At 73.8% G+C, this 24653-nt stretch carries 21 protein-coding genes; 16 read left to right on the top strand and 5 right to left on the bottom strand.

Features of this window, described 5'->3' with window-relative positions; genetic code table 11:
- Positions 1–159: 159 nt before the first annotated feature.
- Positions 160–1092, bottom strand: coding sequence for an esterase/lipase family protein (locus KC207_RS09855; protein ID WP_249138675.1), 933 nt, complete (start codon positions 1090–1092; stop codon positions 160–162).
- Positions 1093–1277: 185 nt separating this feature from the next.
- On the opposite strand from KC207_RS09855, the gene sucC reads away from it, so the two are divergent.
- The 6 genes from sucC to purH all read left to right on the top strand — a co-directional run bounded on the left by sucC (position 1278) and on the right by purH (position 7431).
- Positions 1278–2456 (top strand): ADP-forming succinate--CoA ligase subunit beta, encoded by a 1179-nt coding sequence (gene sucC, locus KC207_RS09850; protein ID WP_211602854.1) that lies wholly within the window; start codon positions 1278–1280, stop codon positions 2454–2456.
- Positions 2457–2490: 34 nt separating this feature from the next.
- Entirely contained in the window at positions 2491–3384 is an 894-nt protein-coding gene (gene sucD, locus KC207_RS09845; RefSeq protein WP_211602853.1) for a succinate--CoA ligase subunit alpha, read from the top strand.
- Between the two features lie 67 nt (positions 3385–3451).
- The gene (locus KC207_RS09840) at positions 3452–4681 is read left to right on the top strand and encodes a cell division protein PerM (protein ID WP_211602852.1); all 1230 of its coding nucleotides are present in this window, start codon (positions 3452–3454) and stop codon (positions 4679–4681) included.
- Between the two features lie 8 nt (positions 4682–4689).
- Positions 4690–5256 (top strand): phosphoribosylglycinamide formyltransferase, encoded by a 567-nt coding sequence (gene purN, locus KC207_RS09835; protein ID WP_211602930.1) that lies wholly within the window; start codon positions 4690–4692, stop codon positions 5254–5256.
- Positions 5247–5672, top strand: a complete 426-nt coding sequence (locus KC207_RS09830; protein WP_282958964.1) for a pyridoxamine 5'-phosphate oxidase family protein — start codon at positions 5247–5249, stop codon at positions 5670–5672. Before purN ends, KC207_RS09830 begins: the two co-directional genes overlap by 10 nt.
- 133 nt (positions 5673–5805) lie before the next feature.
- Entirely contained in the window at positions 5806–7431 is a 1626-nt protein-coding gene (gene purH / locus KC207_RS09825) for a bifunctional phosphoribosylaminoimidazolecarboxamide formyltransferase/IMP cyclohydrolase (protein ID WP_211602851.1), read from the top strand.
- Between the two features lie 20 nt (positions 7432–7451).
- Here purH and KC207_RS09820 read toward each other — a convergent pair whose 3' ends face one another.
- Positions 7452–8258 (bottom strand): formate/nitrite transporter family protein, encoded by an 807-nt coding sequence (locus KC207_RS09820; RefSeq protein WP_211602850.1) that lies wholly within the window; start codon positions 8256–8258, stop codon positions 7452–7454.
- 167 nt (positions 8259–8425) lie between these two features.
- On the opposite strand from KC207_RS09820, the gene KC207_RS09815 reads away from it, so the two are divergent.
- The 4 genes from KC207_RS09815 to KC207_RS09800 are packed head-to-tail and all read left to right on the top strand — an operon-like array spanning position 8426 to position 12192.
- On the top strand, positions 8426–9310 hold the full coding sequence (locus KC207_RS09815) for an ABC transporter permease (RefSeq protein WP_211602849.1): 885 nt from the start codon (positions 8426–8428) through the stop codon (positions 9308–9310).
- Positions 9311–9343: 33 nt separating this feature from the next.
- Complete coding sequence (locus KC207_RS09810; RefSeq protein WP_211602848.1) at positions 9344–10408, top strand: taurine ABC transporter substrate-binding protein; 1065 nt, start codon at positions 9344–9346, stop codon at positions 10406–10408.
- On the top strand, positions 10405–11199 hold the full coding sequence (locus KC207_RS09805) for an ABC transporter ATP-binding protein (protein ID WP_211602847.1): 795 nt from the start codon (positions 10405–10407) through the stop codon (positions 11197–11199). The genes KC207_RS09810 and KC207_RS09805 overlap by 4 nt, the downstream gene beginning before the upstream one ends.
- Before the next feature lie 45 nt (positions 11200–11244).
- Complete coding sequence (locus tag KC207_RS09800) at positions 11245–12192, top strand: DMT family transporter (RefSeq protein ID WP_211602846.1); 948 nt, start codon at positions 11245–11247, stop codon at positions 12190–12192.
- A 25-nt stretch (positions 12193–12217) separates the two neighbouring features.
- Here KC207_RS09800 and KC207_RS09795 read toward each other — a convergent pair whose 3' ends face one another.
- The 3 genes from KC207_RS09795 to KC207_RS09785 all read right to left on the bottom strand — a co-directional run bounded on the left by KC207_RS09795 (position 12218) and on the right by KC207_RS09785 (position 15970).
- Entirely contained in the window at positions 12218–13390 is a 1173-nt protein-coding gene (locus tag KC207_RS09795) for a CaiB/BaiF CoA transferase family protein (protein WP_249138674.1), read from the bottom strand.
- A gap of 447 nt (positions 13391–13837) precedes the next feature.
- Positions 13838–15379: a flotillin family protein gene (locus tag KC207_RS09790; protein ID WP_211602844.1), complete on the bottom strand. Its 1542-nt coding sequence runs from the start codon at positions 15377–15379 to the stop codon at positions 13838–13840.
- Positions 15380–15475: 96 nt separating this feature from the next.
- A complete protein-coding gene (locus tag KC207_RS09785; RefSeq protein WP_211602843.1) occupies positions 15476–15970 on the bottom strand; it encodes an NfeD C-terminal domain-containing protein in 495 nt (164 codons plus the stop codon).
- Between the two features lie 117 nt (positions 15971–16087).
- On the opposite strand from KC207_RS09785, the gene KC207_RS09780 reads away from it, so the two are divergent.
- From KC207_RS09780 to KC207_RS09755, 6 genes are all read left to right on the top strand, one after another.
- Positions 16088–16603 (top strand): 2'-5' RNA ligase family protein, encoded by a 516-nt coding sequence (locus KC207_RS09780; RefSeq protein WP_211602842.1) that lies wholly within the window; start codon positions 16088–16090, stop codon positions 16601–16603.
- A 109-nt stretch (positions 16604–16712) separates the two neighbouring features.
- Complete coding sequence (locus tag KC207_RS09775; RefSeq protein ID WP_211602841.1) at positions 16713–17861, top strand: acyl-CoA dehydrogenase family protein; 1149 nt, start codon at positions 16713–16715, stop codon at positions 17859–17861.
- A gap of 26 nt (positions 17862–17887) precedes the next feature.
- The gene (locus KC207_RS09770; RefSeq protein ID WP_211602840.1) at positions 17888–19096 is read left to right on the top strand and encodes an acetyl-CoA C-acetyltransferase; all 1209 of its coding nucleotides are present in this window, start codon (positions 17888–17890) and stop codon (positions 19094–19096) included.
- Between the two features lie 11 nt (positions 19097–19107).
- A complete protein-coding gene (locus KC207_RS09765; RefSeq protein ID WP_211602839.1) occupies positions 19108–21270 on the top strand; it encodes a 3-hydroxyacyl-CoA dehydrogenase NAD-binding domain-containing protein in 2163 nt (720 codons plus the stop codon).
- Positions 21271–21280: 10 nt separating this feature from the next.
- On the top strand, positions 21281–22270 hold the full coding sequence (locus tag KC207_RS09760; protein ID WP_211602838.1) for an NAD(P)H-dependent flavin oxidoreductase: 990 nt from the start codon (positions 21281–21283) through the stop codon (positions 22268–22270).
- Between the two features lie 141 nt (positions 22271–22411).
- Positions 22412–24562 carry a PQQ-dependent sugar dehydrogenase gene (locus tag KC207_RS09755; RefSeq protein ID WP_211602837.1) on the top strand — a complete coding sequence of 717 codons (2151 nt, stop codon included), beginning with the start codon at positions 22412–22414 and terminating at the stop codon, positions 24560–24562.
- The last annotated feature ends 91 nt before the right edge of the window (positions 24563–24653 follow it).

Raw genomic sequence — 24653 nt, 5'->3', positions numbered from 1 at the left:
CGTGACCCAAAGGTGGATCCTGAGAGAACGGTGAGCCGGTGGACAACGTTGTCCGGGCGACACCGGTCTGACCTGCGGAAACGTCGGTCCCGTGCCGTGAGAAAAAAATCGGTGGCGGAAGGAACAGGCCGGGCGTCCCCGATGTTGGGTCGCCGTCGGTCATCCGCGGGGCGCGAGCGGGGTGGCTCCCCGGCGCACCGTCGTGCCGTCGGTGTCGAGCTGGGCGAGAGCCTCCGAGATGCCGTGGACGACCTCCCCGAGCATCGGCAGGGTCAGGTGCCCCGCGCCGTGCAGCCGGACGTTGCGGGCCGCGAGGTCGGGGTGGCGCAGGGCGGCCGACGTCCGCGGGACGATCGCGGCGTCGGCGTCGGACCAGTAGGCGACGAAGCGGGTCCGGCACCCGTGCACGGGGCGGGCGAGCTCACGCATGAGCCCGCTGCCCGGCTGCATCTGACGCATGAGCCGCGACGGCGTCGAGTACGCCGCCCACGTGCCCTCGTGCGGGGTCCCGAGAGTCACGAGGGTGTGCACGCGGCGGTCGCCCCCGAGCCGGGTGACGTAGTACCGCGCGATGAGGCCCCCGAGGCTGTGCCCGATGACGTGGACGCGCTCGAACCCCGTCTCCTCGGCGACGGCCTCGACCTCCTCCGCGAGCCGCAGGGCCGCCGTCCGCACGTCCGTCGCGACCGTGGGGTAGTTGAGGCCGATGACACGCGAGAACCCGCGGCGGGTCAGACCGCGCCGTAGGAGGGTGAAGATCGACCGGTTGCTCACGATGCCGTGCACGAGCACGATCGGCGTCCCCGCGGCCTCGACGTCGGAGACGAGCAGGCCACGGCGGACGGGTGGCAGGTGCGCCACGGAGTACCGGGGGCCGGTGTCCCGGTGCCCGCCGGTCACGAGACCCACCGGCCACGTCGCGAGGTGGGCCGTGAGCCAGGCGGCCTCGACGGCCGCGCCGGCGAGCACGGCGGGGTCCACGAGACCGCGTCCGGCCGCGACGGCGAAGTCGAGGCAGCGCCGGACGGAGGTGCCCCCACGCCGCGCGTCGGGAGCGACCTCGACCACGGGGGCCGTCGGCGTCGCTGCCACCGCGTCAGGGTACGCCCGGCGCCCCGCACCGCCGTGGGACCGGTCCGCGGCACCGGCGGTCCCCGACGGACGACCGCCCGGCGTGAGATCGGTCCCTTCCACGGCTCCGGTGGCGGCGAGGGCCCGACACGCCGATACGCTGCCCTGCGGATCACCATTCGCTACCAGTGAGGACGGATCACCCCGTGGACCTCTTCGAGTACCAGGCCCGTGACATGTTCGAGAAGCACGGGGTCCCCGTGCTCGCCGGGGCCGTCGCCACGACCCCCGCGGAGGCCAGGGAGGCGGCCGAGCGGATCGGTGCCTCGAGCGGCGGCGTCACCGTCGTCAAGGCCCAGGTCAAGACCGGGGGCCGCGGCAAGGCCGGCGGCGTCAAGGTCGCCAAGAGCGCCGACGAGGCCGAGCAGCACGCGGCCGCCATCCTCGGCATGGACATCAAGGGCCACACCGTGCACCGCGTCATGGTCGCCCAGGGTGCCGCGATCGCCGAGGAGTACTACTTCTCCATCCTCCTCGACCGCGCCGAGCGCCGGTACCTCGCGATGTGCAGCAAGGAGGGCGGCGTCGAGATCGAGCAGCTCGCCGTCGAGCGCCCCGAGGCCCTCGCGCGCGTCGCCGTCGACCCGAACGTCGGCATCGACGACGCCAAGGCCGCCGAGATCGTCTCCGCCGCCGGCTTCGAGGGCGACACCGCCGAGAAGGTCCGCGAGGTCGTCAAGACGCTCTGGACCGTCTACCGCGAGGAGGACGCGACGCTCGTCGAGGTCAACCCGCTCGTGAGGACCGAGTCGGGGGACGTCGTCGCGCTCGACGGCAAGGTGACCCTCGACGGCAACGCCGACTTCCGCCACCCGGACCACGCGGCGCTCGAGGACACGGGGGCCACCGACCCGCTCGAGGCCAAGGCCAAGGAGAAGGACCTCAACTACGTCAAGCTCGACGGCTCCGTCGGGATCATCGGCAACGGCGCCGGCCTCGTCATGAGCACCCTCGACGTCGTCGCGTACGCCGGGGAGGAGTTCGGCGGCCAGAAGCCCGCGAACTTCCTCGACATCGGCGGTGGCGCGTCCGCCGAGGTCATGGCGAACGGCCTCGACATCATCCTCGGGGACCCGCAGGTCAAGGCGGTCTTCGTCAACGTCTTCGGCGGCATCACCGCGTGCGACGCCGTCGCCAACGGCATCGTCGGTGCCCTCGACACCCTCGGCGACGAGGCGACGAAGCCGCTCGTCGTCCGGCTCGACGGCAACAACGTCGAGGAGGGCCGCCGGATCCTCGCCGAGGCGAACCACCCCCTCGTGAGCATCGAGGCGACGATGGACGGCGCCGCGCGCCGGGCCGCCGAGCTGGCCTCCCAGAACTGACCGACGAGCGAGCGAGAGAAAAGAGCAGACACCCATGGCCATCTTCCTCAATGCCGACTCCAAGGTCATCGTCCAGGGCATGACCGGCTCCGAGGGCATGAAGCACACCCAGCGCATGCTGCGCTCCGGCACCGCGATCGTCGGCGGGGTCAACCCCCGCAAGGCCGGCACCGAGGTCGAGTTCGAGGGCGGCGTCACCGTCCCCGTCTTCGGCTCGGTCGGCGAGGCGATGGAGGCCACCGGCGCGAACGTGTCGGTCGTCTTCGTCCCCGCCGCGTTCACGAAGGCCGCCGCCGTCGAGGCGATCGACGCCGGCATCCCGCTGTGCGTCGTCATCACCGAGGGCGTCGCCGTCAAGGACACGGCCGAGTTCTACGCCTACGCCGTCGAGAAGGGCACGACCCGGATCGTCGGCCCGAACTGCCCCGGCCTCATCAGCCCCGGGCAGTCCAACGCCGGCATCATCCCGGCCGACATCGCCGAGGGCGGCCGGATCGGCCTCGTGTCGAAGTCGGGCACGCTGACCTACCAGATGATGTACGAGCTGCGGGACTTCGGCTTCTCGTCCGCGGTCGGCATCGGCGGCGACCCGGTCATCGGGACGACGCACATCGACTGCCTCGAGGCGTTCGAGAACGACCCCGACACCGACGCCATCGTCATGATCGGCGAGATCGGCGGCGACGCCGAGGAGCGGGCCGCGGCCTACATCAAGGACCACGTGACGAAGCCGGTCGTCGGCTACGTCGCCGGCTTCACCGCCCCGGAGGGCAAGACGATGGGCCACGCGGGTGCCATCGTCTCCGGCTCGTCCGGCACCGCCGAGGCGAAGAAGGAGGCCCTCGAGGCCGCCGGCGTCAAGGTCGGCAAGACCCCGACCGAGACGGCCGACCTCATGCGCTCGATCATGGAGGGCCTCTCCGCCTGACCCGTCGCCGGCGCCGGTGCGGCGTGTGCTCACCGGCGCCGGCGTCCCGGTCCGCGACACTGGGCCGGTGACCGTCGTCGACCGCCTGCGCTCCGCCCTTCCGGGCGACGACGCCTCGCGCCCGTCGGCGTGGGACCCGGGCTGGCGACGTGCCGGGATCCTCGGCGTCGGCACCGGGCTCGTCTCGGCGCTCCTCGTCGTCGTCCCGGTGTGGCTCGCCTGGGACGCCGACCCGACCGGCCGGGTCGCAGACGCGATCCGGGTCGGTGCGGGACTGTGGCTCCTCGTCGGCGGCGCCCACCTCGGCGTGGACGGGGCGAGCGTTACGCTCACCCCGCTGCTCGCCTTCGGGATCCTCCTCGTCCTCGCCCGCTACGGCGTCCGCGAGGGCATCGTCGCGGTGCGCACCGACGGCCCGCACTGGGCCGGTCTGCTCCCGCGACCGCTCGCCGCGGCGCTCGCCGCGTGGTGGGCCGGCTACGTCGTGGTCGTCGGTGCCGGCTGGCTCCTCGCCGCCGACGGGCCGTTCCCGCCGCAGCCCTGGTCGCTCGTCCTCCCGGCCCTCGTCCTGCCCGGCCTCGGCGTCGGCCTCGCGGTGCGGGCCGTCGTCCGCGACGACCCGGACCTCCTCGGGCCCCGGGTGCCCGTCGTCCTCCCGGACCTCGCCCGGCGCGCCCTCGGTCCCGGGCTCGCGGGGGCGGGGGTCCTCCTCGCGCTCGGCACCCTCGTCCTGCTCGGCGCGGTCGCCCTCGCCTGGCCCCGGGTCTCGGCGCTCGACGCCGACCTCGCCGCCGGGTCGACCGGCGGGGCCGTCCTCGCCGCGGCGCAGCTCGTCGCCCTGCCGAACCTCGCGCTCTGGGTGGTCTCCTTCCTCGCGGGGACCGGCTTCTCGGTCGTCGACGGGTCGTCGGTCTCGTGGTCGGGCGCCGAGGGTGGGCTCATGCCCCTCCTGCCGGTGCTCGGGGCGGTGCCGCAGCCGGGCGCCTTCTCCCCGGCCGTCCCGGTCGTGTCGGTCCTCGCGCTGCTCGCCGTGGGGGTCCTGGTCGGCCGTCGGTCGGTGCGGACCGTGGCCCGGCTCTCTCGCCTGCGCACGAAGCTCGCGGTCGCGCTGTGGGCCTGCCTCGTCACCGCCGGGTCGGTGGGCGCCCTCGACCTCCTCGGCGGCGGTGCGCTCGGGCAGTTCCGGCTCGCCGACGTCGGGGCGCCCGCGGTCCGGATGAGCGTGGCGCTCCTCGTGCCGCTCGTCGTCGGGGCCGTGTCCGCCGTCCTGCGCGACGCGTGGAGGCTGCGCCGATGACGGACGCGCTGCGCCTCGTCGTCCTCGTCTCCGGGTCGGGCTCGAACCTCCAGGCCCTCCTCGACGCCTCCGCGGCGGGGGCACCGTTCACCGTCGTCGCCGTCGGGGCGGACCGGGACGGCACCCTCGGCGCCGAGCGGGCCCGGGGCGCCGGGGTCCCCGTCTTCGTCGCCAGGGTCCCCGACTTCGACTCCCGCGCCGACTGGAACCGCTCGCTCGCCCGGCTCGTCGCCGAGCACCGGCCCGACGTCGTCGTGAGCGCGGGCTTCATGAAGGTCCTCGGCCCCGAGGTCGTCGACGCCTTCCGCATCCTCAACACCCACCCCGCGCTGCTGCCGAGCTTCCCGGGGGCGCACGGCGTGCGGGACGCGCTCGCCCACGGCGTCACCGTCACCGGCTGCACGTGCCACTGGGTCGACGCCGGGGTCGACACCGGCCCGATCGTCGACCAGCGCGCGGTGCGGGTCCTGGCCGACGACACCGAGGCGAGCCTCCACGAGCGGATCAAGGTCGCCGAGCGCGCCATGCTCGTCGAGGTGCTCACCGCTCTGGCCGAGGACCGCTCGTGGCGCTGACCCCGGCCGAGCTGCCCGACGCCGCGCTCGAGTTCATGCGCGAGCGGCACCTCGCGACGCTCACGACGCTGCGCCGCGACGGCAGCCCGCACGTCGTGCCCGTCGGCTTCACGTGGGACGAGGACGCGCTGCTCGCCCGGGTCATCACGAGCCGGGCGAGCGCGAAGGCGGTCCAGGCCCGGGCCGGGCGACGGGCCGCGCTGAGCCAGGTCGACCGGCGCCGCTGGCTCACCCTCGAGGGGACGACCCGCGTCCTCGACGACGCCGACGCGGTCCGGGACGCCGAGGAGCGCTACGCCCGCCGGTACCGGCAGCCGCGGCCGAACCCGCAGCGGGTCGTCGTCGTCCTCGACGTCGACCGGGTCCTCGGCGCCTCCTGGCCGGACCCGCTGCCGCCGTCCCCGTACTCCTCCTGAGCCCGACGCCGCTAGAGTGACCCGCGGAACGACGACGACTGGCGCGGGTGGGTCACCACCGGGGAGTTCACCGCCGGGGCATCGCCCGCCTGGGTGCCCCGGGTCCCCACCGTCGACCCCTCGAGGAGTCCCGATGTCCGCCCCCGTCTCCGCCCCCGGCCCGTCCGAGGACGTCCGCCCCGTCCGCCGGGCGCTCGTCTCCGTCTACGACAAGACCGGCCTGCGGGACCTCGTCCGCGGCCTGCACGACGCCGGCGTCGAGCTCGTCTCGACCGGTGGCAGCGCCGCCCTCATCGAGGGGGAGGGCCTGCCCGTGACCCGCGTCGAGGAGCTGACCGGCTTCCCCGAGTGCCTCGAGGGGCGCGTCAAGACCCTCCACCCCCGCGTGCACGCGGGCCTGCTCGCCGACACCCGCAAGCCGGACCACCTGGCGCAGCTCGAGGAGCTCGGCGTCGCCGCCTTCGAGCTCGTCGTCGTCAACCTCTACCCGTTCGCCGAGACCGTCGCCTCGGGCGCCTCCCCGGACGAGTGCGTCGAGCAGATCGACATCGGCGGACCCTCGATGGTCCGGGCGGCGGCGAAGAACCACCCGAGCGTCGCCGTCGTGACCGACCCGGCCGGCTACGACGACGCCCTCGCCGCGGTCCGCTCGGGCGGGTTCACCCTCGTGCAGCGCATGCGCCTGGCCGCCGAGGCCTTCGTGCACACCGCCTCCTACGACGTCGCCGTCGCCTCGTGGATGGGCAGCGCCTACGCCGACACCTCCGACGGCAGCGGCTTCCCGGCGTGGGCGGGGGCGACGTGGGAGCGGGCGGCCGTGCTGCGGTACGGGGAGAACCCGCACCAGCGCGCCGCCCTGTACACCAGCCCCACGGCGCGGCCGGCCCTCGCCCAGGCCCGCCAGCTGCACGGCAAGGAGATGTCGTACAACAACTACGTCGACGCGGACGCCGCCGTGCGGGCCGCGTACGACCACGGCGACCGGCCGACCGTCGCCGTCGTCAAGCACGCCAACCCCTGCGGCATCGCCGTCGGCGACGACGTCGCCGACGCCCACCGCAAGGCCCACGCCTGCGACCCGGTGTCGGCCTTCGGCGGCATCGTCGCGGCGAACCGTCCCGTGACGGCCGCGATGGCCGCGACCGTCGCCGAGATCTTCACCGAGGTCGTCCTCGCCCCCGCCTTCGAGCCGGAGGCGCTGGAGATCCTCACCCGCAAGAAGAACGTGCGCCTGCTCGAGTGCCCGGCGCCGACCCGTGGCGGCCTCGAGACGCGCCCGGTCGCGGGCGGTCTGCTCGTCCAGGAGCGCGACGCCGTCGACGCGGTCGTCACCGGCGAGGACGGCACCGTCACCGGTGGTGACGACGCCGCGCACTGGCGGCTCGTCGCCGGGGAGCCCGCCGACGACGCGACCCTCGAGGACCTCCAGTTCGCCTGGCGGGCCGTGCGGGCGACGAAGTCCAACGCGATCCTGCTCGCCGACGGCGGTGCGTCCGTCGGCATCGGGATGGGACAGGTGAACCGGGTCGACTCCTGCCACCTCGCGGTGTCCCGGGCCGGCGAGGGGCGGGCCCGCGGGGCCGTCGCCGCCTCGGACGCCTTCTTCCCCTTCGCCGACGGCCTCCAGGTCCTCCTCGACGCCGGGGTCCGGGCGGTCGTCGCCCCCGGCGGCTCGATGCGGGACGCCGAGGTCGTCGAGGCGGCGCAGGCGGCCGGCGTCACCACGTACTTCACCGGGACCCGGCACTTCGCCCACTGACCGCGGGCGTGCGCCGGGGCTCAGGAGGGCGAGGACGTCTCGCGCTCCTGCTCGACCTTCGGCGCGGTCCGCAGCAGCCGCAGGAAGGTGACGAACCCGATCCCGCCGACCATGTTCCCGGCCGCGGACCACACGAGCGCGGTGAGGAACGAGGCGATCGAGATGTCCGAGCCGACGACGGCCGCGCCGATCATGAAGATCTCGTCGAGGACGCAGTGGAAGAGCTCGGCCCCGACGAGGAGCGAGCCCATGAGGATCGCGGGCACGATGCGCACGCCGAGGGACTCGGTCGCGTGCTGCATCCGGGTCATGAGGGTGATGACGAGCCCGGCGAGCACGGCGAGGAGGAAGCTGCGCAGGCTGACGCCGAGGTTCTCGTAGTGCTCCCCGGTCGTCCGGGCGACCTCCTCCAGGTCCGGCCGGGCCGTGAGGATCACCGCGACGACGAGCGCCCCGCCGGCGATGTTCGTCACGAGGGTCACCGCCCACAGCCGGACGAGCGCGAGGTAGGGCCCCTTCTCGGCGATGACCGCGGTCACCGGGACGAGGAAGTTCTCGGTGAACAGCTCGCTGTGCGCGAGCAGGAGGGCGACGAAGCCCACGGAGAACGCGATGCCGGCGAGGACCTGGTCGCCCGTCGCGTCCTTGACGAGGTAGTAGGCGAGGATGCCGACGCCGACGTCGATGCCGCCGAGCAGGCCGGTCGCCACGAGGGCCCGCAGCGGGCGGGACAGCCGGTCGGTGCCCTCCTCGAGCAGCCGTTCGAAGGTCTCGTCGATCTCCTCCTCGGGCTGGTCGTCGGCGCTCCGCTGCCCGTTCCTCGTCATGCGACGAACGCTAGGCCATCGGGGACGCGGACGACCCCCGACCTGCGCGGACGCCGGGCCGGCGCGGCGCGGCGGACGGGGCAGGGGCGACCGATGTCGGGCACCTGCGCTAGCGTCGCCGCAGACACGGACCATGTCGCGCCGGCGACGGACCCGCAGGAGAGCAGATGACCGACGCCAGCCCGGGCGGCTCCGGAGCCGGGACGGCCACCGCGGCGCGACCCCGGTCGTCCCCGCCGCGCCCGTCCCTCGGGTCGAACCCGTGGGTCATCCGCGGGGTCGTCCTGGCGGCGACGCTGCTGCTGTGGTGGCTCGTCACGGCCGTCGGCCTCGTGCGTCCCCTGTACCTGCCGTCCCCGGGGTCGGTGTGGGCCGCCTTCCTCGAGGCCAACAGCGTCCACCCCGTGGCCGAGGGCGTGGACCGGATGGTCCGCGGCGAGCAGAACTACTACCTGTGGGAGCACCTCGTCGCGAGCCTGCAGCGGATCGGGATCGGCGTCGGCGCGGCGATCCTCGTCGGCATCCCGCTCGGCCTCGTCATGGCGACGGTCCGGTGGGTCGGCATCGTCCTCGAGCCCTACCTCAACTTCCTGCGCGCCCTGCCGCCGCTCGGCTACATCGGCCTGCTCATCGTGTGGTTCGGCATCGGGGACACCTCGAAGAACTGGCTGCTCTTCCTCGCGGCCTTCCCGCCGATCACCCTCGCGACGATCGGCGCGGTCCGCGGCGTGCGCGAGGACATGGTCAACGCCGTGCTCAGCCTCGGGGCGAACCGCCGCCAGGCCCTCACCGTCGTCATGCTCCCGGCGACGCTGCCCCAGGTCATCACGGGCATCCGGGTCGCGACCGGCTTCGCGTGGACGACCGTCGTCGCCGCCGAGCTCAACAACGGCATCCCCGGCATCGGCGGCCTCGCCTACCTGTCCGGCACCCAGCTGGACACCCCGCTCACCATCGCCTGCATCATCGTCATCGGCCTCGCGGCCCTGGCGCTCGACGCCGGCATCAAGCTCCTGGAGTCCGTGCTCGTGCCCTGGCACGGCAAGGCCTGACCCCGTCCCGACCCCCCACGGAAGAGAACCGACATGACGCGACGCACGACCTTCCTCGCGAGCGCGACCACCGCCCTCGTCGCCGCCCTCGCCCTCGGTGGCTGCGTGGAGTCCGGCCGGTCCTCGACCGGCGCCGAGGGCACCGAGTGCCCCTGGGAGGCCGACGAGTCCATCGAGACGATGGCCCGGATCGGGTACCAGAACATCCCGAACGGCGACCTCCTCGTCAAGGACCTCGGGCTGCTCGAGGCGTGCATGCCGAACGCCGACGTCCAGTGGACGAGCTTCGCCTCGGGCGCCGACGTCGTCCAGGCGTACGGCGACCCGAGCATCGACATCGGCCTCATGGGCTCCTCGCCCGCGACGCAGTCGCTCTCGGAGCCGCTGCAGCTGCCGATCTCCGTCGTGTGGGTCCACGACGTCATCGGCGCCGCGGAGTCCCTCGTCGTCCGTGGCGGCGCCGCCGACGACCTCGAGGGTCTCGAGGGCAGCTCGATCGCGGTGCCGTTCGGCTCGACCGCGCACTACTCACTGCTCCAGGCCCTCCAGGACGCGGACATGTCCGAGGCCGAGGACGTCGACCTCATCAACCTCGCCCCCGAGAACATGCCGGCCGCGTGGCAGGGCGGCGAGATCGACGCCGCGTGGGTGTGGAACCCGGTCCTGTCCGAGCTGCTCGCCGACGACGGTGAGATCGTCCTCAGCAGCGCCGACACCGCGGAGGCGGGCAAGCCGACGTACGACCTCGGGACGGCGCTGGACTCCTTCGTCGAGGAGAACCCGGAGTTCATGGTGCAGTGGGCCAGGGCCCAGGACCACGCCGTCGGGATCCTCCAGGACGACCCGGCCACGGCGGCGGTGAGCATCGCGGCGGAGATCGGCGTGTCGGTCGAGGAGGCCCAGGAGCTCTTCGAGGGCTACGAGTACCTGCGCGCCGAGCAGCAGGCCGGTCCGGACGCCCTCGGCGGCAAGATGGCCGAGGACCTCGCGACGACCGCGGACTTCCTGCTCAGCCAGGGCGGCATCGAGGCCGTCGCCGACCCCCAGGTCTACGCCGAGGGCGTCGACGCGACCCCGGCGGAGGGCGCGGCGCAGTGAGCCACGACCGCGAGGTGCGGATCGCGGACCTGGCGCACACGTTCGACACCGGCGACGACGGCGTCCGGGCCCTCGACCGCATCGACCTGACGATCGAGCCGGGGCAGTTCGTCTGCCTCGCCGGTCCGTCGGGGTGCGGCAAGACGACGTTGCTGCGGCTCATCGCCGGGTTCATGCAGCCGTCCGAGGGCTCGATCCGGGTGGGCGGCGAGGTGGTCACCAAGCCGTCGGCCGAGCGCGGCGTCGTCTTCCAGCAGCCGATGCTCTACCCGTGGATGACGGTCCGCGAGAACGTCGAGCTGGGCCCGCGGCTGCGCGGTGTCGCCAAGCGCGAGCGACGCGAGCAGGCGGGACGGTTCCTCGAGATGGTGGGACTCGCGGACTTCGCCGAGCGCCGACCCTACGAGCTGTCCGGCGGGATGCAGCAGCGCTGCCAGATCGCCCGGGTGCTGACGAACGACCCCGAGATCATCCTCATGGACGAGCCGTTCGGCGCCCTGGACGCCCTGACCCGCGAGCGGCTGCAGGACGAGCTGCTCGAGATCTGGCGGGCGACGGGCAGTACGGTCCTGTTCATCACCCACAGCGTCGACGAGGCGGTCTTCCTGGGCAACCGGGTCATGGTGATGAGCCCGCGCCCGGGGCGGATCGTCCTCGACGAGCCCGCCGTGTTCTCCACCCCCGGGCACACCCTGGACGCCGAGGAGCTGCGGGCCCTGCCGGCCTTCGGCGAGCTCGTCGACACCGTCCGCCACGCCATCAACGGAACCGAGCCGGACCGCTCGGCCTGACCCGACCGTGTGCCGCCCCGGCGGCGCTCGGGCGAAAGGACCTCCATGTCCCGCAGCACCGGTGCCGACCGCACCTGGCTCGTCGCCGTCGCGGCCTCCCTCTGGGGGCTGTCCTCGCTGTGGCGCGAGCCGCTGGCGCGCGAGTACCCCTCCCTCGCCGTCGTCTTCTGGGAGCACCTCGTGCTCGTCGCGCTCACCCTGCCGTGGCTGCTCCCCGCGGTGCGCCGGGTGCTCGTCGCGTCCGTCCGCACGAGGGTCAGCGTCCTCGTCATCGGGGCGGGCTCCTCGGCGCTCGCGACGACCCTCTTCACGATGGCCTTCCGGGTCGGGGACCCGATCACCCCGCAGGTGCTCCAGAAGCTCCAGCCGCTCATCGCCATCGCGCTCGCGGCCCTGCTCCTCGGTGAGCGGCTGCGTCCGCGCTACCTCGTCTTCGCCGGTCCGGCGCTCGTCGGGGCGTGGCTGCTCGCCTTCCCGGACCCGCTCGGGGTCGGGGTGTCGTCCGCGACCGGGGCGCTGCTGGCGGTGGGTGCCGCGGCGCTGTGGGCCGGGGGGACCGTGCTCGGGCGGGCGGCGAGCGCCGAGCTGCGCTTCTCCGACCTCACCGCCCTCCGGTTCGCGGTCGGCCTCGTCACCCTCGCGGTGCTCGCCGGGGTCACCTCCACCCCGCTCGCGCTCGGGTCGGACGCCGTCGTCAACATCCTCCTGCTCGCCCTCGTCCCCGGGCTGCTCGCCCTCGTCCTGTACTACCGGGCGCTGGGCCGGACCCCCGCGTCCCGGGCCACGCTCGCCGAGCTCGCCTTCCCGCTGTCGGCGGCCCTCGTCGGCGTCGTGGCCCTCGGGGCCCGCCCCGAGCCGACCCAGTGGCTCGGGTTCGTCGTCGTGCTCGCCTCGGTCGTCGCGCTCGCGCTCAACGAGCAGCGCAGCGACCGACCCTCGGTGAAGGCCCCGGACCGGGCGGACGACGCCCTCGCCGTCGCCGGTCGGGGCTGACGGCACCCACTCCGACGGCGGCGGGTCAGCCGCCCTCGTCCATCGCGTCGAGCCAGGCGCGCACCGAGGCGCCGTGGGCGTCGAGCCGTGGGGGCGGCTCGTGCCGCGTGCGGCCGCCGCGGCCGTCCTCGTCGAAGCGGAGCGGGGGGCCGGGCAGCTCGGTCGGACCGAGCACGGGGTGGTCGACCTCGACGACGAGCCCCTGGCTGCGGGTCTGCTCCCAGTCGTAGACCTCGTCCATCGTGCGGACCCGCCCGGCCGGGACGCCGAGCTCGTCGAGCCGGTCGAGGAGGGCGTCCGCGGTCCACGCGGCGAAGGCGGCCTCGACGACCTCGACGAGGTGGGCGTGGTGGACGACCCGGTCGGTGTTCGTCGCGAGCCGTGGGTCGGCGGCGTCGAGGCCGAAGGCGGCCGCGAACCGGTCCCACAGGCGGGCTGAGCCGATGGCGACCTGGACCGGGCCGTCGGCCGCCCGGAAGAGCCCGTACGGGGCGAGGGTCGGGTGGTGGTTGCCGCGCGCCCGGGGGACCTGGCCGGTCACGGTGTACGCGGTGCCCTGGAACGCGTGCAGGCCCACGGCCGCGGCGAGCAGCGAGGTGCGCACGACGCGGCCGCGGCCGGTCACCTCCCGCTCGCGCAGGGCGGCGGCGACGCCGAGCGCGCCGTGCAGCCCCGCGACGAGGTCGGCGACGGGGACACCCACCCGCTGCGGGTCGTCCGGGCCGGACCCGGTGACCGACATCAGCCCACCCTCGCCCTGCGCGACCTGGTCGTAGCCGGCCCGTCCGCCCTCGGGTCCGTCGTGCCCGAACCCGCTGATCGACAGCACGACGAGCCGGGGGCTGAGGGCCCGCAGCGTCGCGACGTCGAAGCCCAGCCGGTCGAGCACGCCGGGACGGAAGTTCTCGACGAGGACGTCGCCGTGCCGCACCAGCCGGGTCAGGGTGCGCCGGCCCTCGTCGGAGCGCAGGTCGAGGACGACCGACTCCTTGTTGCGGTTCGCGGCAAGCCAGTACGGGGAGACGGGGTCGTCGTCGGGCCCGGCGAACGGGGGGCCCCAGCCGCGGGTGTCGTCCCCGCCCGGCGGCTCGACCTTGACGACCCGGGCCCCGAGGTCGGCGAGGACCATCGTCGCGTGCGGCCCGGCGAGGGCGCGGGAGAGGTCGACGACGACGACGCCGTCGAGCGGTCCGGGCACGGGGCCTCCTCGGGAGGGGACGGGACGGCCACGCCAGCCCCGCCTCGGGAGGGGATGGGAGGACCACGCCAGCCCCGCCTGAGGAGGGGATGGGAGGACCACGCTAGTCCCGCCGGGAGACGGACTTCCGGCGGCCGCACGGAGGACAACGTTGTCAGGATCCGTCCGGCCCCGCGGCGCGGGAGGCCCATCCGTCTCCGGCCGCACCTCGAACACCCCCCAGGTCCGGCCCGTCGCCTCATCCCTGCAGGGGCGACGGGCCGGACACCGCGCTCCCGGTCCCTGACGTCGCAGAACGTCCGGCGGGCACGGACCCATCCGTCCCGGCGAGGGCCCCGAACACCCACCAGGCGCGGATCCGGTGCTGCGGATCCCCGTCTGGCGATGGCAGAGGGCCCGTCGTGCGCTCCGGCGCACGACGGGCCCTCGTTCGTCCCGTGGGGTCGATCAGTCCGACGCGCCCGCCCCGGTCCGCTCGACCTGTGGGCCCGACGCGCTCGACGAGGCGCCGGAGGTGTAGCGCTCGAGCAGCTCCTGGACGTCGACACCGGTCGTGCTCTTGAGCATCGCCATCGTCTGGGTGAGGTTGTCGGTGACCTGGCGGGGGAGCGCGGCCGCCCCGTCGGTCGAGACGACGGTGAGCGTGTCGATCGCCGCCATCGGCGCGGCGACCTCGCGGGCCACCTGCGGCAGCACCTCGACGAGCATCTGGAGCACCGCGGCCTCGTTGTACCGGGCGAACGCGTCGGCGCGCTTGTTCATCGCCTCGGCCTCGGCCTGGCCCGTCGCGAGGATGGCGCTGGCCTGCGCCTCGCCCTCGGCGCGGGTCGCCTCCGCCTGCGCGACGCGCAGGGCCTTGTCGGCCTCACCGCGCCGGGCACCCTCGGTCGCCTCGGCCTCGGCGAGTGCCGTGCGGCGGGCCTTCTCGGCCTCACCGGTGAGCCGGGCCTCCTCGGCCTCCGCCTGCGCGTTCGCGATGCTCGAGGCCTTGCGGGCCTCGGCCTCGTAGATCGCGGCGTTGCGGGCGCCCTCGGCCTCCTGCTCGACGCGGTACCTCTCGGCGTCGGCCGGCTTGCGGACCTCGGTGTCCAGCTGGCGCTCCTTGAGCGCGGCCTGCCGGACGGCGACCTTCTCCTGCTCGGTGAGGATGGCCTGGTCCCGGTCGGCCTGGGCGAGCGGCCCGGCGGCCGAGGCCTGCGCGGCGGCGGCGTCGGTCTCGGCCTTGATCTCGGACTCCTTGAGCGCGAGCTGGCGCTGGCTCACGGCGATCTCCTGCTCGGCGGCGATCCGGGCCTGCTCGGCCGCCTGGCGGGCGTTGGCCTCGGCGATCGCGGCGACCTGGCCCACCTTCGCCGCCTCGGGACGCCCGAGGTCGGCGAGGTAGGACCCGTCGTCGGTGATGTCCTGGATCTGGAAGGTGTCGAGGACGAGGCCCTGGCCGGTGAGCGAGGACTCGGACTCGTCGGCGACCCGCTGGGCGAACGCCGCGCGGTCGCGGATGATCTGCTCGACCGTGAGCGAGCCGACGATCGAGCGCAGGGATCCGGCGAGCGTCTCCTGGGTGAAGGTCTCGATCTCGCCCTGCTGGGTGAGGAAGCGCTGGGCGGCGGCGCGGATCGAGTCCTCGTTGCCGCCGACCTTGACGATGGCGACGCCGTCGAGGTTGAGCTTGACGCCCTGGCCGGACACGGCGCCGCGGATCTGGACCATGATCCGGCGGCTCGACAGGTCGAGGATGTGCAGGCGCTGGACGAAGGGGATGACGAACACCCCGCCGCCCATGACGACCTTCTGTCCGGACAGGTCGGTGGAGATCTGCCCGGTCTCGGGGTTCTTCACCTGCTTGTTGCCCTTGCGGCCGGTGACGATGAAGGCCTCGTTCGGCCCCGCGACCCGGTACCGGGAGGCGATGACGAGCCCGGTGAGGATGACGAGGAGCACGAGCCCGAGGACGGAGATGAGACCGACGGGGACGTCGAACCCGAACATGGGACCTGGCCTTTCCGGGCGGCTGGCGCCCAGGGTGTGATGTGAGTGGTGGACGCGGCGGGTGCGCGGTCGGTTCCCCCCGACCCGCCGCGGACGTCAGGACCGCCGGGCGACGGTGACCGACGTCGGGCTGAGGACGCCGGTGACGACGACGGCGGTGCCGGCCGGGAGCGGCTCCTCGGCGCGGGCGTTGAGGCGGGTGATGTGACCGGACGCGACGACGCTCACCATCCCGAGGCCGCCGGCCGGGACGGCCTCGACGACGCTGCCGGTGAGGCCGACGAGCCCGGCCGAGCTCACGGTGTCCTCGTCCCCGCCGCGCATGAGGCGGGTGCTGAGGAAGCCCGCGCCCGCGCCGGCCGCGGCGCCGGCGAGCAGTCCGACGACGATCGCCACCGCCCCCGTCGCGCCGGCCGAGAGGGCGAGCGCCCCGACGAAGCCGAACGCGGCGAGGAACCCCGCGACCGCGAGACCGGAGAGCGCGTCCGGGCCGACCCCCTCGAGGACGCCGTCGACGAGGTCGCCGAGGACGAGGGAGACGACGAGGAGGAGGATCCCCGCGGCCCCGATGGCGAGCATCGTCACCTGCATGTGTCGCGTCCTTCCGCGCCGGCGGGAGCGCCGCCGCTCGGGCCCCCGGCGCCGAGGGTAGCGCCCCGCCGCCGGGCCGTGCGGGCGATCGCGGCCACCGCCGGGCACGATGGCGGGATGCACCACGTCGAGCTGCTCCCCGACGACGACACCGACGCCGCCCTGCGCGAGGAGTGGCGGCTGCTCGACGTGGCGGGGCTGCCGAGCCTCGCCCGGCACCGCAGCCCGTCGAACCGGCCGCACGTCACCCTGACGACGACCGACGGGTGGCCGCCACCGGAGGCCCGGGGGGCCGTCGACGGTCCGCTCGGTGTGCTGCCGCTCGACGTCCGGGTCGGGGGACTCCTCGTGCTCGGCCGCCGCCGGCTCGTCCTCGCCCGCGCGGTGCTCGCGACGCCCGGCCTGCTGGCCCTCCACGCGACGCTCGCCGGTGCGCTCGGGCCCGAGGCGGTCCCGCACACCGGGCCCGGACGCTGGGTGCCGCACCTCACCCTCGCGCAGGGGCTGACGGCGGCGCAGGTCGGCGAGGCGGTCGAGGTGCTCGGCGGTCCGGGGGAGGGGTGGGACGCGTCGTTGGTCGCCGGGCGGCACTGGGACGCCGAGCGCCGCGTCGAGGAACCGCTGGGTGTGTGAACCGTAACTCACTTCAGTGTGAATACCGGTTCACAAAAGGCTTCCCCTCCGGCGCCCGGCCCGGCATACTCGGAGCCAGACCGCAGACACACCGAGGTGGAGGCGCAGCATGGGAGTCCAGCCGATGTACGACGACGAGCACGAGGCCTTCCGGGAGACCGTGAACCGGTTCGTCGCCAAGCACGTCGAGCCGAACACGCAGGCGTGGGAGCTCGAGGGCAAGGTCGACCGGTCGCTCTTCACGCGGGCCGCGCAGGACGGGCTCCTCGGGTTCGCGATCGAGGAGCGCTTCGGGGGCGGGGGTGCCCCCGACTTCCGGTTCAACGCCGTCATGGCCGAGGAGCTCGGCCGGTCGGCGGCCAGCAGCGGCATGGGCGGGGTGGCCCTGTCCAACGACATCGTCTTCCCGTACTTCACCGACCTCACCACCGAGGAGCAGAAGGAGCGCTGGCTGCCCGGGATCGCCGCGGGAGAGCTCGTCACCGCCATCGCGATGACCGAGCCGGGCACCGGCAGCGACCTCGCAGGCATCCGGACGAGCGCGGTCCGGGACGGCGACGACTACGTCGTCAACGGGGCGAAGACGTTCATCTCCAACGGGCAGAACGCCGACCTCGTCGCCGTCGCCGTGCGCACCGGCGAGCACCCGCACAAGGGGGTCTCGCTGCTCGTCCTCGAGCGCGGCATGGAGGGGTTCGAGCGGGGGCGCAACCTCGACAAGATCGGCCTGCACGCCCAGGACACGAGCGAGCTGTCGTTCACCGACGTCCGCGTCCCGGCCGCCAACCTCCTCGGCGAGGAGGGGTCCGGCTTCGCCGGGCTCATGCGCAACCTGCCGCAGGAGCGGCTGGCCATCGCCCTCGGGGCGACCGCAGCCGCCGAGGGGACCTACGCCCGCACGCTCGCCTACGTCAAGGAGCGCACCGCGTTCGGGCAGCCGATCGGCTCGTTCCAGAACACCCGGTTCGTCATGGCCGAGACCGCGACCGAGCTCGCCGTGACCCGCAGCTTCGTCGACGACTGCGTCCGCAAGCACCTCGACGGCGCGCTGTCGGCCGAGGAGGCCGCGATGGCCAAGTGGTGGGCCACCGAGCTGCAGAACAAGATCGTCGGGCGCTGCCTGCAGCTCCACGGCGGCTACGGCTACATGCGCGAGTACCAGGTGGCCAAGGACTACGAGGACGCGCGCATCGCGACGATCTACGGCGGGACGACGGAGATCATGAAGGAGATCGTCGGCCGGGGCCTCGGGCTCTGACCGTGGACGGAGGACGAGGAGCACCGATGACCGACACCGCGTACATCTACGACGCCGTCCGGACCCCCCGGGGGCGGAACCGCGACGGCGCCCTGCACGGCACGAAGCCCGTCGACCTCGTCGTCGGCCTCGTCGACGCGCTCCGGACGCGCAGCCCCGGCCTCGACCCGGCGGGGGTGGACGACCTCGTGCTCGGGGTCGTCTCGCCGGTGGGTGAGCAGGGCGGCGACATCGCCCGCACCGCGGCCCTCGTCGCCGGTCTGCCGCAGACGGTCGCCGGGGTGCAGCTCAACCGCTTCTGCGCCTCCGGCCTCGAGGCGGTCAACACGGCGGCGGCCAAGGTGCTCGCCGGTGACCGGTTCGTCCTCGCCGGGGGCGTCGAGTCGATGTCGCGGGTCCCGATGGGCTCCGACGGCGGCGCGTACCACCAGGACCCGACGACGGCCTACGACCACTACTTCGTGCCCCAGGGCATCGGCGCCGACCTCATCGCGACGATCGAGGGCTTCACCCGGGAGGACGTCGACGGGTACGCCGCCACCTCCCAGGAGCGCGCCGAGGCGGCGTGGTCGCAGGGACGGTTCGACCGCGGGGTCGTGCCCGTCACCGACCTCAACGGGATGCTCGTCCTCGACCACGACGAGCACCGCCGGCCCGGCGCGACCGTCGCGTCGCTCGGCGGCCTGCGACCGGCGTTCGCCGGCATCGGCGAGCAGGCCGGGTTCGACGCCGTCGCGCTCCAGCGGTACCCCCACGTCGAACGGGTCGAGCACGTGCACACCGCCGGCAACTCCTCCGGCATCGTCGACGGGGCGGCCCTCGTGCTGCTCGGCAGCGAGGAGGCCGGGCGGTCCGCCGGCCTCACCCCCCGTGCCCGCGTCGTCGCCCAGGCCGTCGTCGGCAGCGAGCCGACGATCATGCTCACCGGGCCGACGCCCGCGACCGAGAAGGTGCTCGCCCGGGCGGGGCTCACCGTCGACGACATCGACCTCTTCGAGCTCAACGAGGCGTTCGCGTCGGTCGTCATGAAGTGGATGCGGGACCTGAAGGTCCCGCACGAGAAGGTCAACGTCAACGGCGGGGCCATCGCGATGGGGCACCCGCTCGGTGCCACCGGGGCGGTGATCCTCGGGACCCTGCTCGACGAGCTCGAGCGTCGGGACCTGCGCCGCGGCCTCGCGACGCTGTGCGTGGGGGCCGGCATGGGCATCGCGACCGTCATCGAGCGGGTCTGAGGGAGGACGACATGAGCGACATCCGCGGCATGCACTGGGAGCAGGACGAGGACGGCATCGTCACGCTGACGATGGACGACCCCGACCAGCCCGTCAACACGATGAACGACACGTGGTCCCGGGCCTACGAGGCGGCGATCGAGCGGCTCGAGGCCGAGCGCGACACCGTCACCGGGGTCGTCCTCACGAGCGCGAAGTCCTCCTTCTTCGCCGGCGGCGACCTGCGGATCATGCGAGAGGTCACCCCGGAGACCGCGCCCGACACCGCGGCGCACATCGACCACCTCAAGACCCTCATGCGCCGGTACGAGACGCTCGGGCGGCCCGTCGTCGCGGCCGTCAACGGCACGGCGCTCGGTGGCGGCCTCGAGGTCGCCCTCGCGACCCACCACCGCGTCGTCCTCGACCGGCCCGACGTCCGGCTCGGGGTCCCCGAGGTGACCCTGGGCCTGCTCCCCGGCGGAGGCGGGGTGACCCGGCTCGTCCGGATGCTCGGCCTGCAGCCGGCGCTCCAGGAGTGGATCCTCACGGGCGCCCGGTACCGCCCGGCCGAGGCCCTCGCCAAGGGCGTCGTCGACGAGGTCGCCGACTCGCCCGAGGCGCTCGTCGCGGCGGCGAAGGCGTGGATCCGGGCGACCCCGGACGCGGCGCAGCCCTGGGACGTCGACGGCTTCCGGATCCCCGGGGGCGCGGCGAACAGCCCGAAGGTCGCGGCGTTCCTGCCCGCCTACGCGGCCACCCTGCGGAAGCAGACGCGGGGGGCCCCGATGCCCGCCCCCCGGGCGGCGCTCGCGGCGGCGGTCGAGGGCAGCCTCGTCGACGTCGACACCGCGACCCACGTCGAGACCCGGTACCTCGTCTCGCTCATGCGCGGCCAGGTCGCCAAGAACATGATCGGCACCTTCTACGACCTGCAGGCGATCACCGCCGGTGCCTCGCGTCCCGACGGGTACCCCGAGGCGCGGGTCTCGAGGGTCGGGGTGCTCGGCGCCGGGATGATGGGCGCCGCGATCGCCTACGTCTGCGCGAGGGCCGGCATCGACGTCGTCCTGCGGGACGTCTCTCCCGAGGCGGCGGAGCGGGGGAAGGGCTACGCCGAGCGCCTCGAGGCGAAGGCCGTGGAGCGGGGCCGGACGACGCCGGAGCGCTCCGCCGACCTGCTCGGGCGCATCACACCGACGGCCGACCCGGCCGACCTCGCCGGCGTCGACGTCGTCGTCGAGGCGGTCTTCGAGTCCGTCGAGGTGAAGCAGCAGGTGCTGCGGGAGGTCCAGGACCTCGCCCCGGACGCGGTCCTCGGCAGCAACACCTCGACCCTGCCCATCTCCGGGATCGCCGCCGGGCTCGACCGCCCCGAGGACGTCATCGGCATCCACTTCTTCTCACCGGTCGACAAGATGCCGCTCGTCGAGATCGTGCGGGGCGAGAGGACCTCCGACGCGACGCTGGCGCGGGCCTTCGACCTCGTCCGGCAGATCCGCAAGACCCCGATCGTCGTCAACGACAGCCGCGGCTTCTTCACCTCCCGGGTCATCGGGCGCTTCGTCGACGAGGGCGTCGCGGCCGTGGGCGAGGGCGTCGAGCCGGCCCTCGTCGAGCAGGCCGCGCTCCAGGCGGGCTACCCGACCGGGCCGCTCCAGCTCATGGACGAGCTGACCCTCACCCTGCCGCGGACGATCCGCCGGGAGACCCGGGCCGCGGTCGAGGCGGGCGGGGGCACGTGGACCCCGCACGGCGCCGAGGCGGTCGTCGACGCCCTCGTCGACGAGGACGGCCGGACCGGTCGCTCGGGGGGCGCGGGCTTCTACGAGTACGACGAGGCCGGGCGACGGACCCGGTTGTGGCCCGGCCTGCGGGAACGGTTCGCCTCGGGGACGCGGGACCTGCCGCTGCGGGACCTCCAGGAGCGGATGCTCTTCGCGGAGGCGATCGACTCCGTGCGGTGCCTCGACGACGGCGTCCTCACCTCGGTCGCCGACGCCAACGTCGGCTCGCTCCAGGGCATCGGGTTCCCGCCGTGGACCGGCGGCGTCCTCCAGTACGTCAACCAGTACGAGGGCGGCCCGGCCGGCTTCGTCGAGCGGGCCCGAGAGCTCGCCGCCGCCTACGGCCCGCACTTCGAGCCGCCGGAGTCCCTCGTCGCGCTCGCCGCGTCCGGCGGCCGGTACGCGTGAGGGGCGCGGCGTGAGGACACCGATCACCGACCTGCTCGGGATCGAGCACCCGGTCGTCCAGGGCGGGATGATGTGGGTCGGGCGCGCGGAGCTGGCGGCCGCGGTCTCCGAGGCCGGCGGCCTCGGCATCATCACCGCGCTCACCCAGCCGACGCCGGCCGACCTCGTCCGGGAGGTCGAGCGGGCGCGAGCCCTCACGAGCAAGCCGCTCGGGGTCAACCTCACGATCCTGCCCTCGATCGACCCGCCACCGTACGCCGAGTACGTCCGGGCGATCATCGACTCCGGGGTCGAGGTCATCGAGACGGCGGGCGCCAACCCCGAGCCCTTCATGGGGCTGCTGGGGGGCGCCGGCCTCACGGTGCTGCACAAGTGCACGAGCGTCCGGCACGCGCTCAAGGCGCAGGCCGTCGGCGTCGACGCCGTGAGCATCGACGGGTTCGAGTGCGCCGGGCACCCGGGAGAGGGCGACGTCCCCGGTCTCGTCCTCGTCCCCGCGACGGCGGACGCGCTCGACATCCCCTTCGTCGCCTCCGGTGGGTTCGCCGACGGGCGTGGGCTCGCCGCCGCCCTCGTGCTCGGCGCGCACGGGGTGAACATGGGCACGCGCTTCCTGTGCACGCAGGAGTCGCCGGTCTCCGACGCGGTGAAGGCGCGGATCGTCGAGCAGACCGAGCGCGACACCGTCCTGATCTTCCGGCCGCTGCGGAACACGGCCCGGGTGGCGGCGAACTCCGTCGGCCGCGAGGTCGTGCGCATCCTCGACGAGGGCGGGGAGTTCGCGGACGTCCGCGACCTCGTCGCCGGGGCGCGCGGGCGCCGCCTCTTCGACGAAGGGGACCTCGAGGCCGGGATCTGGTCCGTGGGGATGGCCCAGGGGCTCGTCCACGACGTGCCGTCCGCGGGCGAGGTCGTGCGCCGGGTCGTCGCGGAGGCCGAGGCGGTGCTGCGCGATGCCCTCGGCTCGGTGTCGGAGGGTCCGCGGCGCGCCTCGGCCTGAGTCCCGGCGAGGCCCGACGGGGGAGCGAGCACGCCCGAACGCGGGTGCGCCATCGTCCTTTTGGCCCTCCGGTTGACGACTTTTGTCGCCCTCGCCTACGTTAGTCCGCGTTCGACCTGTCAATGACGACGAGGAGACACCGTGACATCTATCCGACGACGGGTGGGCGCAGCCGGCATCGCAGCCGGGTTCGCCGCACTCAGCTTCGCCGGCCCCACCGGGGCCCACGAGGGACACGAGGCGAGCAGCGACCTGCCGCCCGACTCGGCCTTCGACAAGGTCACCATCGACGACACCCCCGGCGAGCCGCTCGACCTCGCCGTCCTCCCGGACTCGCGCGTGCTCCACGTGACGCGGGCCGGCGAGGTCCGCCTCCACGACCCGGACTCCGGTCTCACGACGACCGCCGCCGAGCTCGACGTGTACCTGCACGACGAGGAGGGCCTCCAGAGCGTCGCGATCGACCCGGACTTCGAGCAGAACCACTGGGTCTACATGTACTACTCGCCGGTGCTCGACACCCCGAGCGACGACCCGGTGACGCCGGACGTCAACGAGGGCGACGCCCCCGAGACCGGGACCGCCGAGGACTTCGCGCCCTACGAGGGCTACCTCCAGCTGTCGCGGTTCAAGCTCGTCGGCGACGAGATCGACCTCGACACCGAGGAGGAGATCATCCAGGTCCCCGTCGACCGGGGCATCTGCTGCCACGTCGGGGGCGACGTCGTCTTCGACGACGACGGCAACCTGTACCTCTCGACCGGTGACGACACCAACCCGTTCCAGTCGGGCGGGTACATCCCGATCGACGAGCGCGAGGACCGCAACCCGGCGTTCGACGCCCAGCGCAGCTCGGCCAACACGAACGACCTGCGCGGCAAGATCCTGCGGATCACGCCGACCGACGGCGGCGGGTACACCGTCCCGGACGGCAACATGTTCGAGCCCGGCACGGACGGCACGAAGGCCGAGATCTACGCGATGGGCTTCCGCAACCCGTTCCGCATCGAGCTCGACACCGAGACCGGTCTGCTCTTCGTCGGCGACTACTCGCCGGACGCCCGCTCCGCCGACCCGGACCGTGGTCCGGCCGGCACCGGACGGTGGATGGTCGTCGAGGGCGGCGAGAACTACGGCTGGCCGTACTGCGTCGACCCCGAGACCCCGTACGTCGACTACGACTTCGCGACCCAGGAGTCCGGCGAGCCGTTCGACTGCTCCGCGCCGGTCAACGAGTCCCCGAACAACGACGGTCTCACCGAGCTGCCGCCCGTCGCGGACAGCGAGGTCAAGTACCAGTTCGGCGCGAGCGAGGAGTTCCCGGAGCTCGGCACCGGCGGCATCGGCCCGATGGCCGGTCCCGTCTACCACGGTGAGGCCGCGAAGGGCCGCAAGGCCACCAAGGGCCGTCCGTCGGTCGCCTGGCCGGAGGAGTTCGCCGGCCACCCGCTCTTCGGTGAGTGGACGCGCGACTACATCAAGATGTTCACGCTCGACGAGGACGCCGACGAGGTCACCACGATCGACTCGGTCCTGCCCTCGCTCGTCTTCGACAACCCGATGGACATGGAGTTCGGCCCCGACGGCGCGCTCTACGTCCTCGAGTACGGCGACGGCTACTTCGCGCAGAACCCCGACGCCCAGCTGTCCCGCTTCGACTACATCGGCGAGGGCGGCAACCGCAGCCCGCAGCCGGTCATCGAGGCCGACACGACGAGCGGCGCCGAGGCTCCCCTCACGGTGCGTTTCGACGGCACCGGGTCCAGCGACCCCGAGGGCGACCGTCTCCGCTACGAGTGGGACTTCGACTCCGACGGCAAGGTCGACAGCCGCAAGGCGACCGGCACCTTCACCTACGACGACTTCGGGACCTACCGGGCCAGCCTCAAGGTCACCGACGTCGGCGGCAAGGACCGCGGCCGCTCGGCCTCGACCTACACGGTGATCTCCGTCGGCGGCCAGGCGCCCGAGGTGAGCTTCGTCTCGCCGAGCGACGGTGACAGCTTCGCGTTCGGCGACACCGTCGCCTTCGAGGTGGAGGTCACCGACGACCAGGAGGTCAACTGCGACGACGTCACGGTGACCTACATCGTGGGTCACGACCAGCACGGTCACCCGGTGACGACGGCCTCCGGCTGCTCGGGCACCATCGTCACCTCCGTCCCCGAGGGGCACGACCCCGAGGTCGACGAGATGAGCGCCGTGTTCGTCGCGAGCTACACCGACCCGGGCGCGGGCGACATCCCGCCGCAGACCGGGACCGCACAGGTTCGTCTCATCCCGACGAACTGACCGAGCGCCGACGGCCGGGGGCCCCCCCCGGGGGGCCCCCGCCGACCGCCCACCCGACCCCCGCCACCGCCCCCCGCGACCCCGGGGGGCC

The organism is Phycicoccus avicenniae (assembly GCF_018139485.1).
Lineage (GTDB): Bacteria > Actinomycetota > Actinomycetes > Actinomycetales > Dermatophilaceae > Phycicoccus > Phycicoccus avicenniae.
Note: the sequence above shows the minus strand (reverse complement) of the source record. Positions and strands in the feature narration are given on the sequence as shown.

Excerpts from the sequence above, each read along its gene's own strand:
- sucD (WP_211602853.1), top strand. The coding sequence starts at position 2,491 with ATGGCCATCTTCCTCAATGCCGACTCCAAGGTCATCGTCCAGGGCATG.
- purH (WP_211602851.1), top strand. The coding sequence starts at position 5,806 with ATGTCCGCCCCCGTCTCCGCCCCCGGCCCGTCCGAGGACGTCCGCCCC.
- KC207_RS09820 (WP_211602850.1), bottom strand. The coding sequence starts at position 8,258 with ATGACGAGGAACGGGCAGCGGAGCGCCGACGACCAGCCCGAGGAGGAG.
- KC207_RS09815 (WP_211602849.1), top strand. The coding sequence starts at position 8,426 with ATGACCGACGCCAGCCCGGGCGGCTCCGGAGCCGGGACGGCCACCGCG.
- KC207_RS09810 (WP_211602848.1), top strand. The coding sequence starts at position 9,344 with ATGACGCGACGCACGACCTTCCTCGCGAGCGCGACCACCGCCCTCGTC.
- KC207_RS09800 (WP_211602846.1), top strand. The coding sequence starts at position 11,245 with ATGTCCCGCAGCACCGGTGCCGACCGCACCTGGCTCGTCGCCGTCGCG.
- KC207_RS09790 (WP_211602844.1), bottom strand. The coding sequence starts at position 15,379 with ATGTTCGGGTTCGACGTCCCCGTCGGTCTCATCTCCGTCCTCGGGCTC.
- KC207_RS09785 (WP_211602843.1), bottom strand. The coding sequence starts at position 15,970 with ATGCAGGTGACGATGCTCGCCATCGGGGCCGCGGGGATCCTCCTCCTC.
- KC207_RS09780 (WP_211602842.1), top strand. The coding sequence starts at position 16,088 with ATGCACCACGTCGAGCTGCTCCCCGACGACGACACCGACGCCGCCCTG.
- KC207_RS09775 (WP_211602841.1), top strand. The coding sequence starts at position 16,713 with ATGGGAGTCCAGCCGATGTACGACGACGAGCACGAGGCCTTCCGGGAG.
- KC207_RS09770 (WP_211602840.1), top strand. The coding sequence starts at position 17,888 with ATGACCGACACCGCGTACATCTACGACGCCGTCCGGACCCCCCGGGGG.
- KC207_RS09765 (WP_211602839.1), top strand. The coding sequence starts at position 19,108 with ATGAGCGACATCCGCGGCATGCACTGGGAGCAGGACGAGGACGGCATC.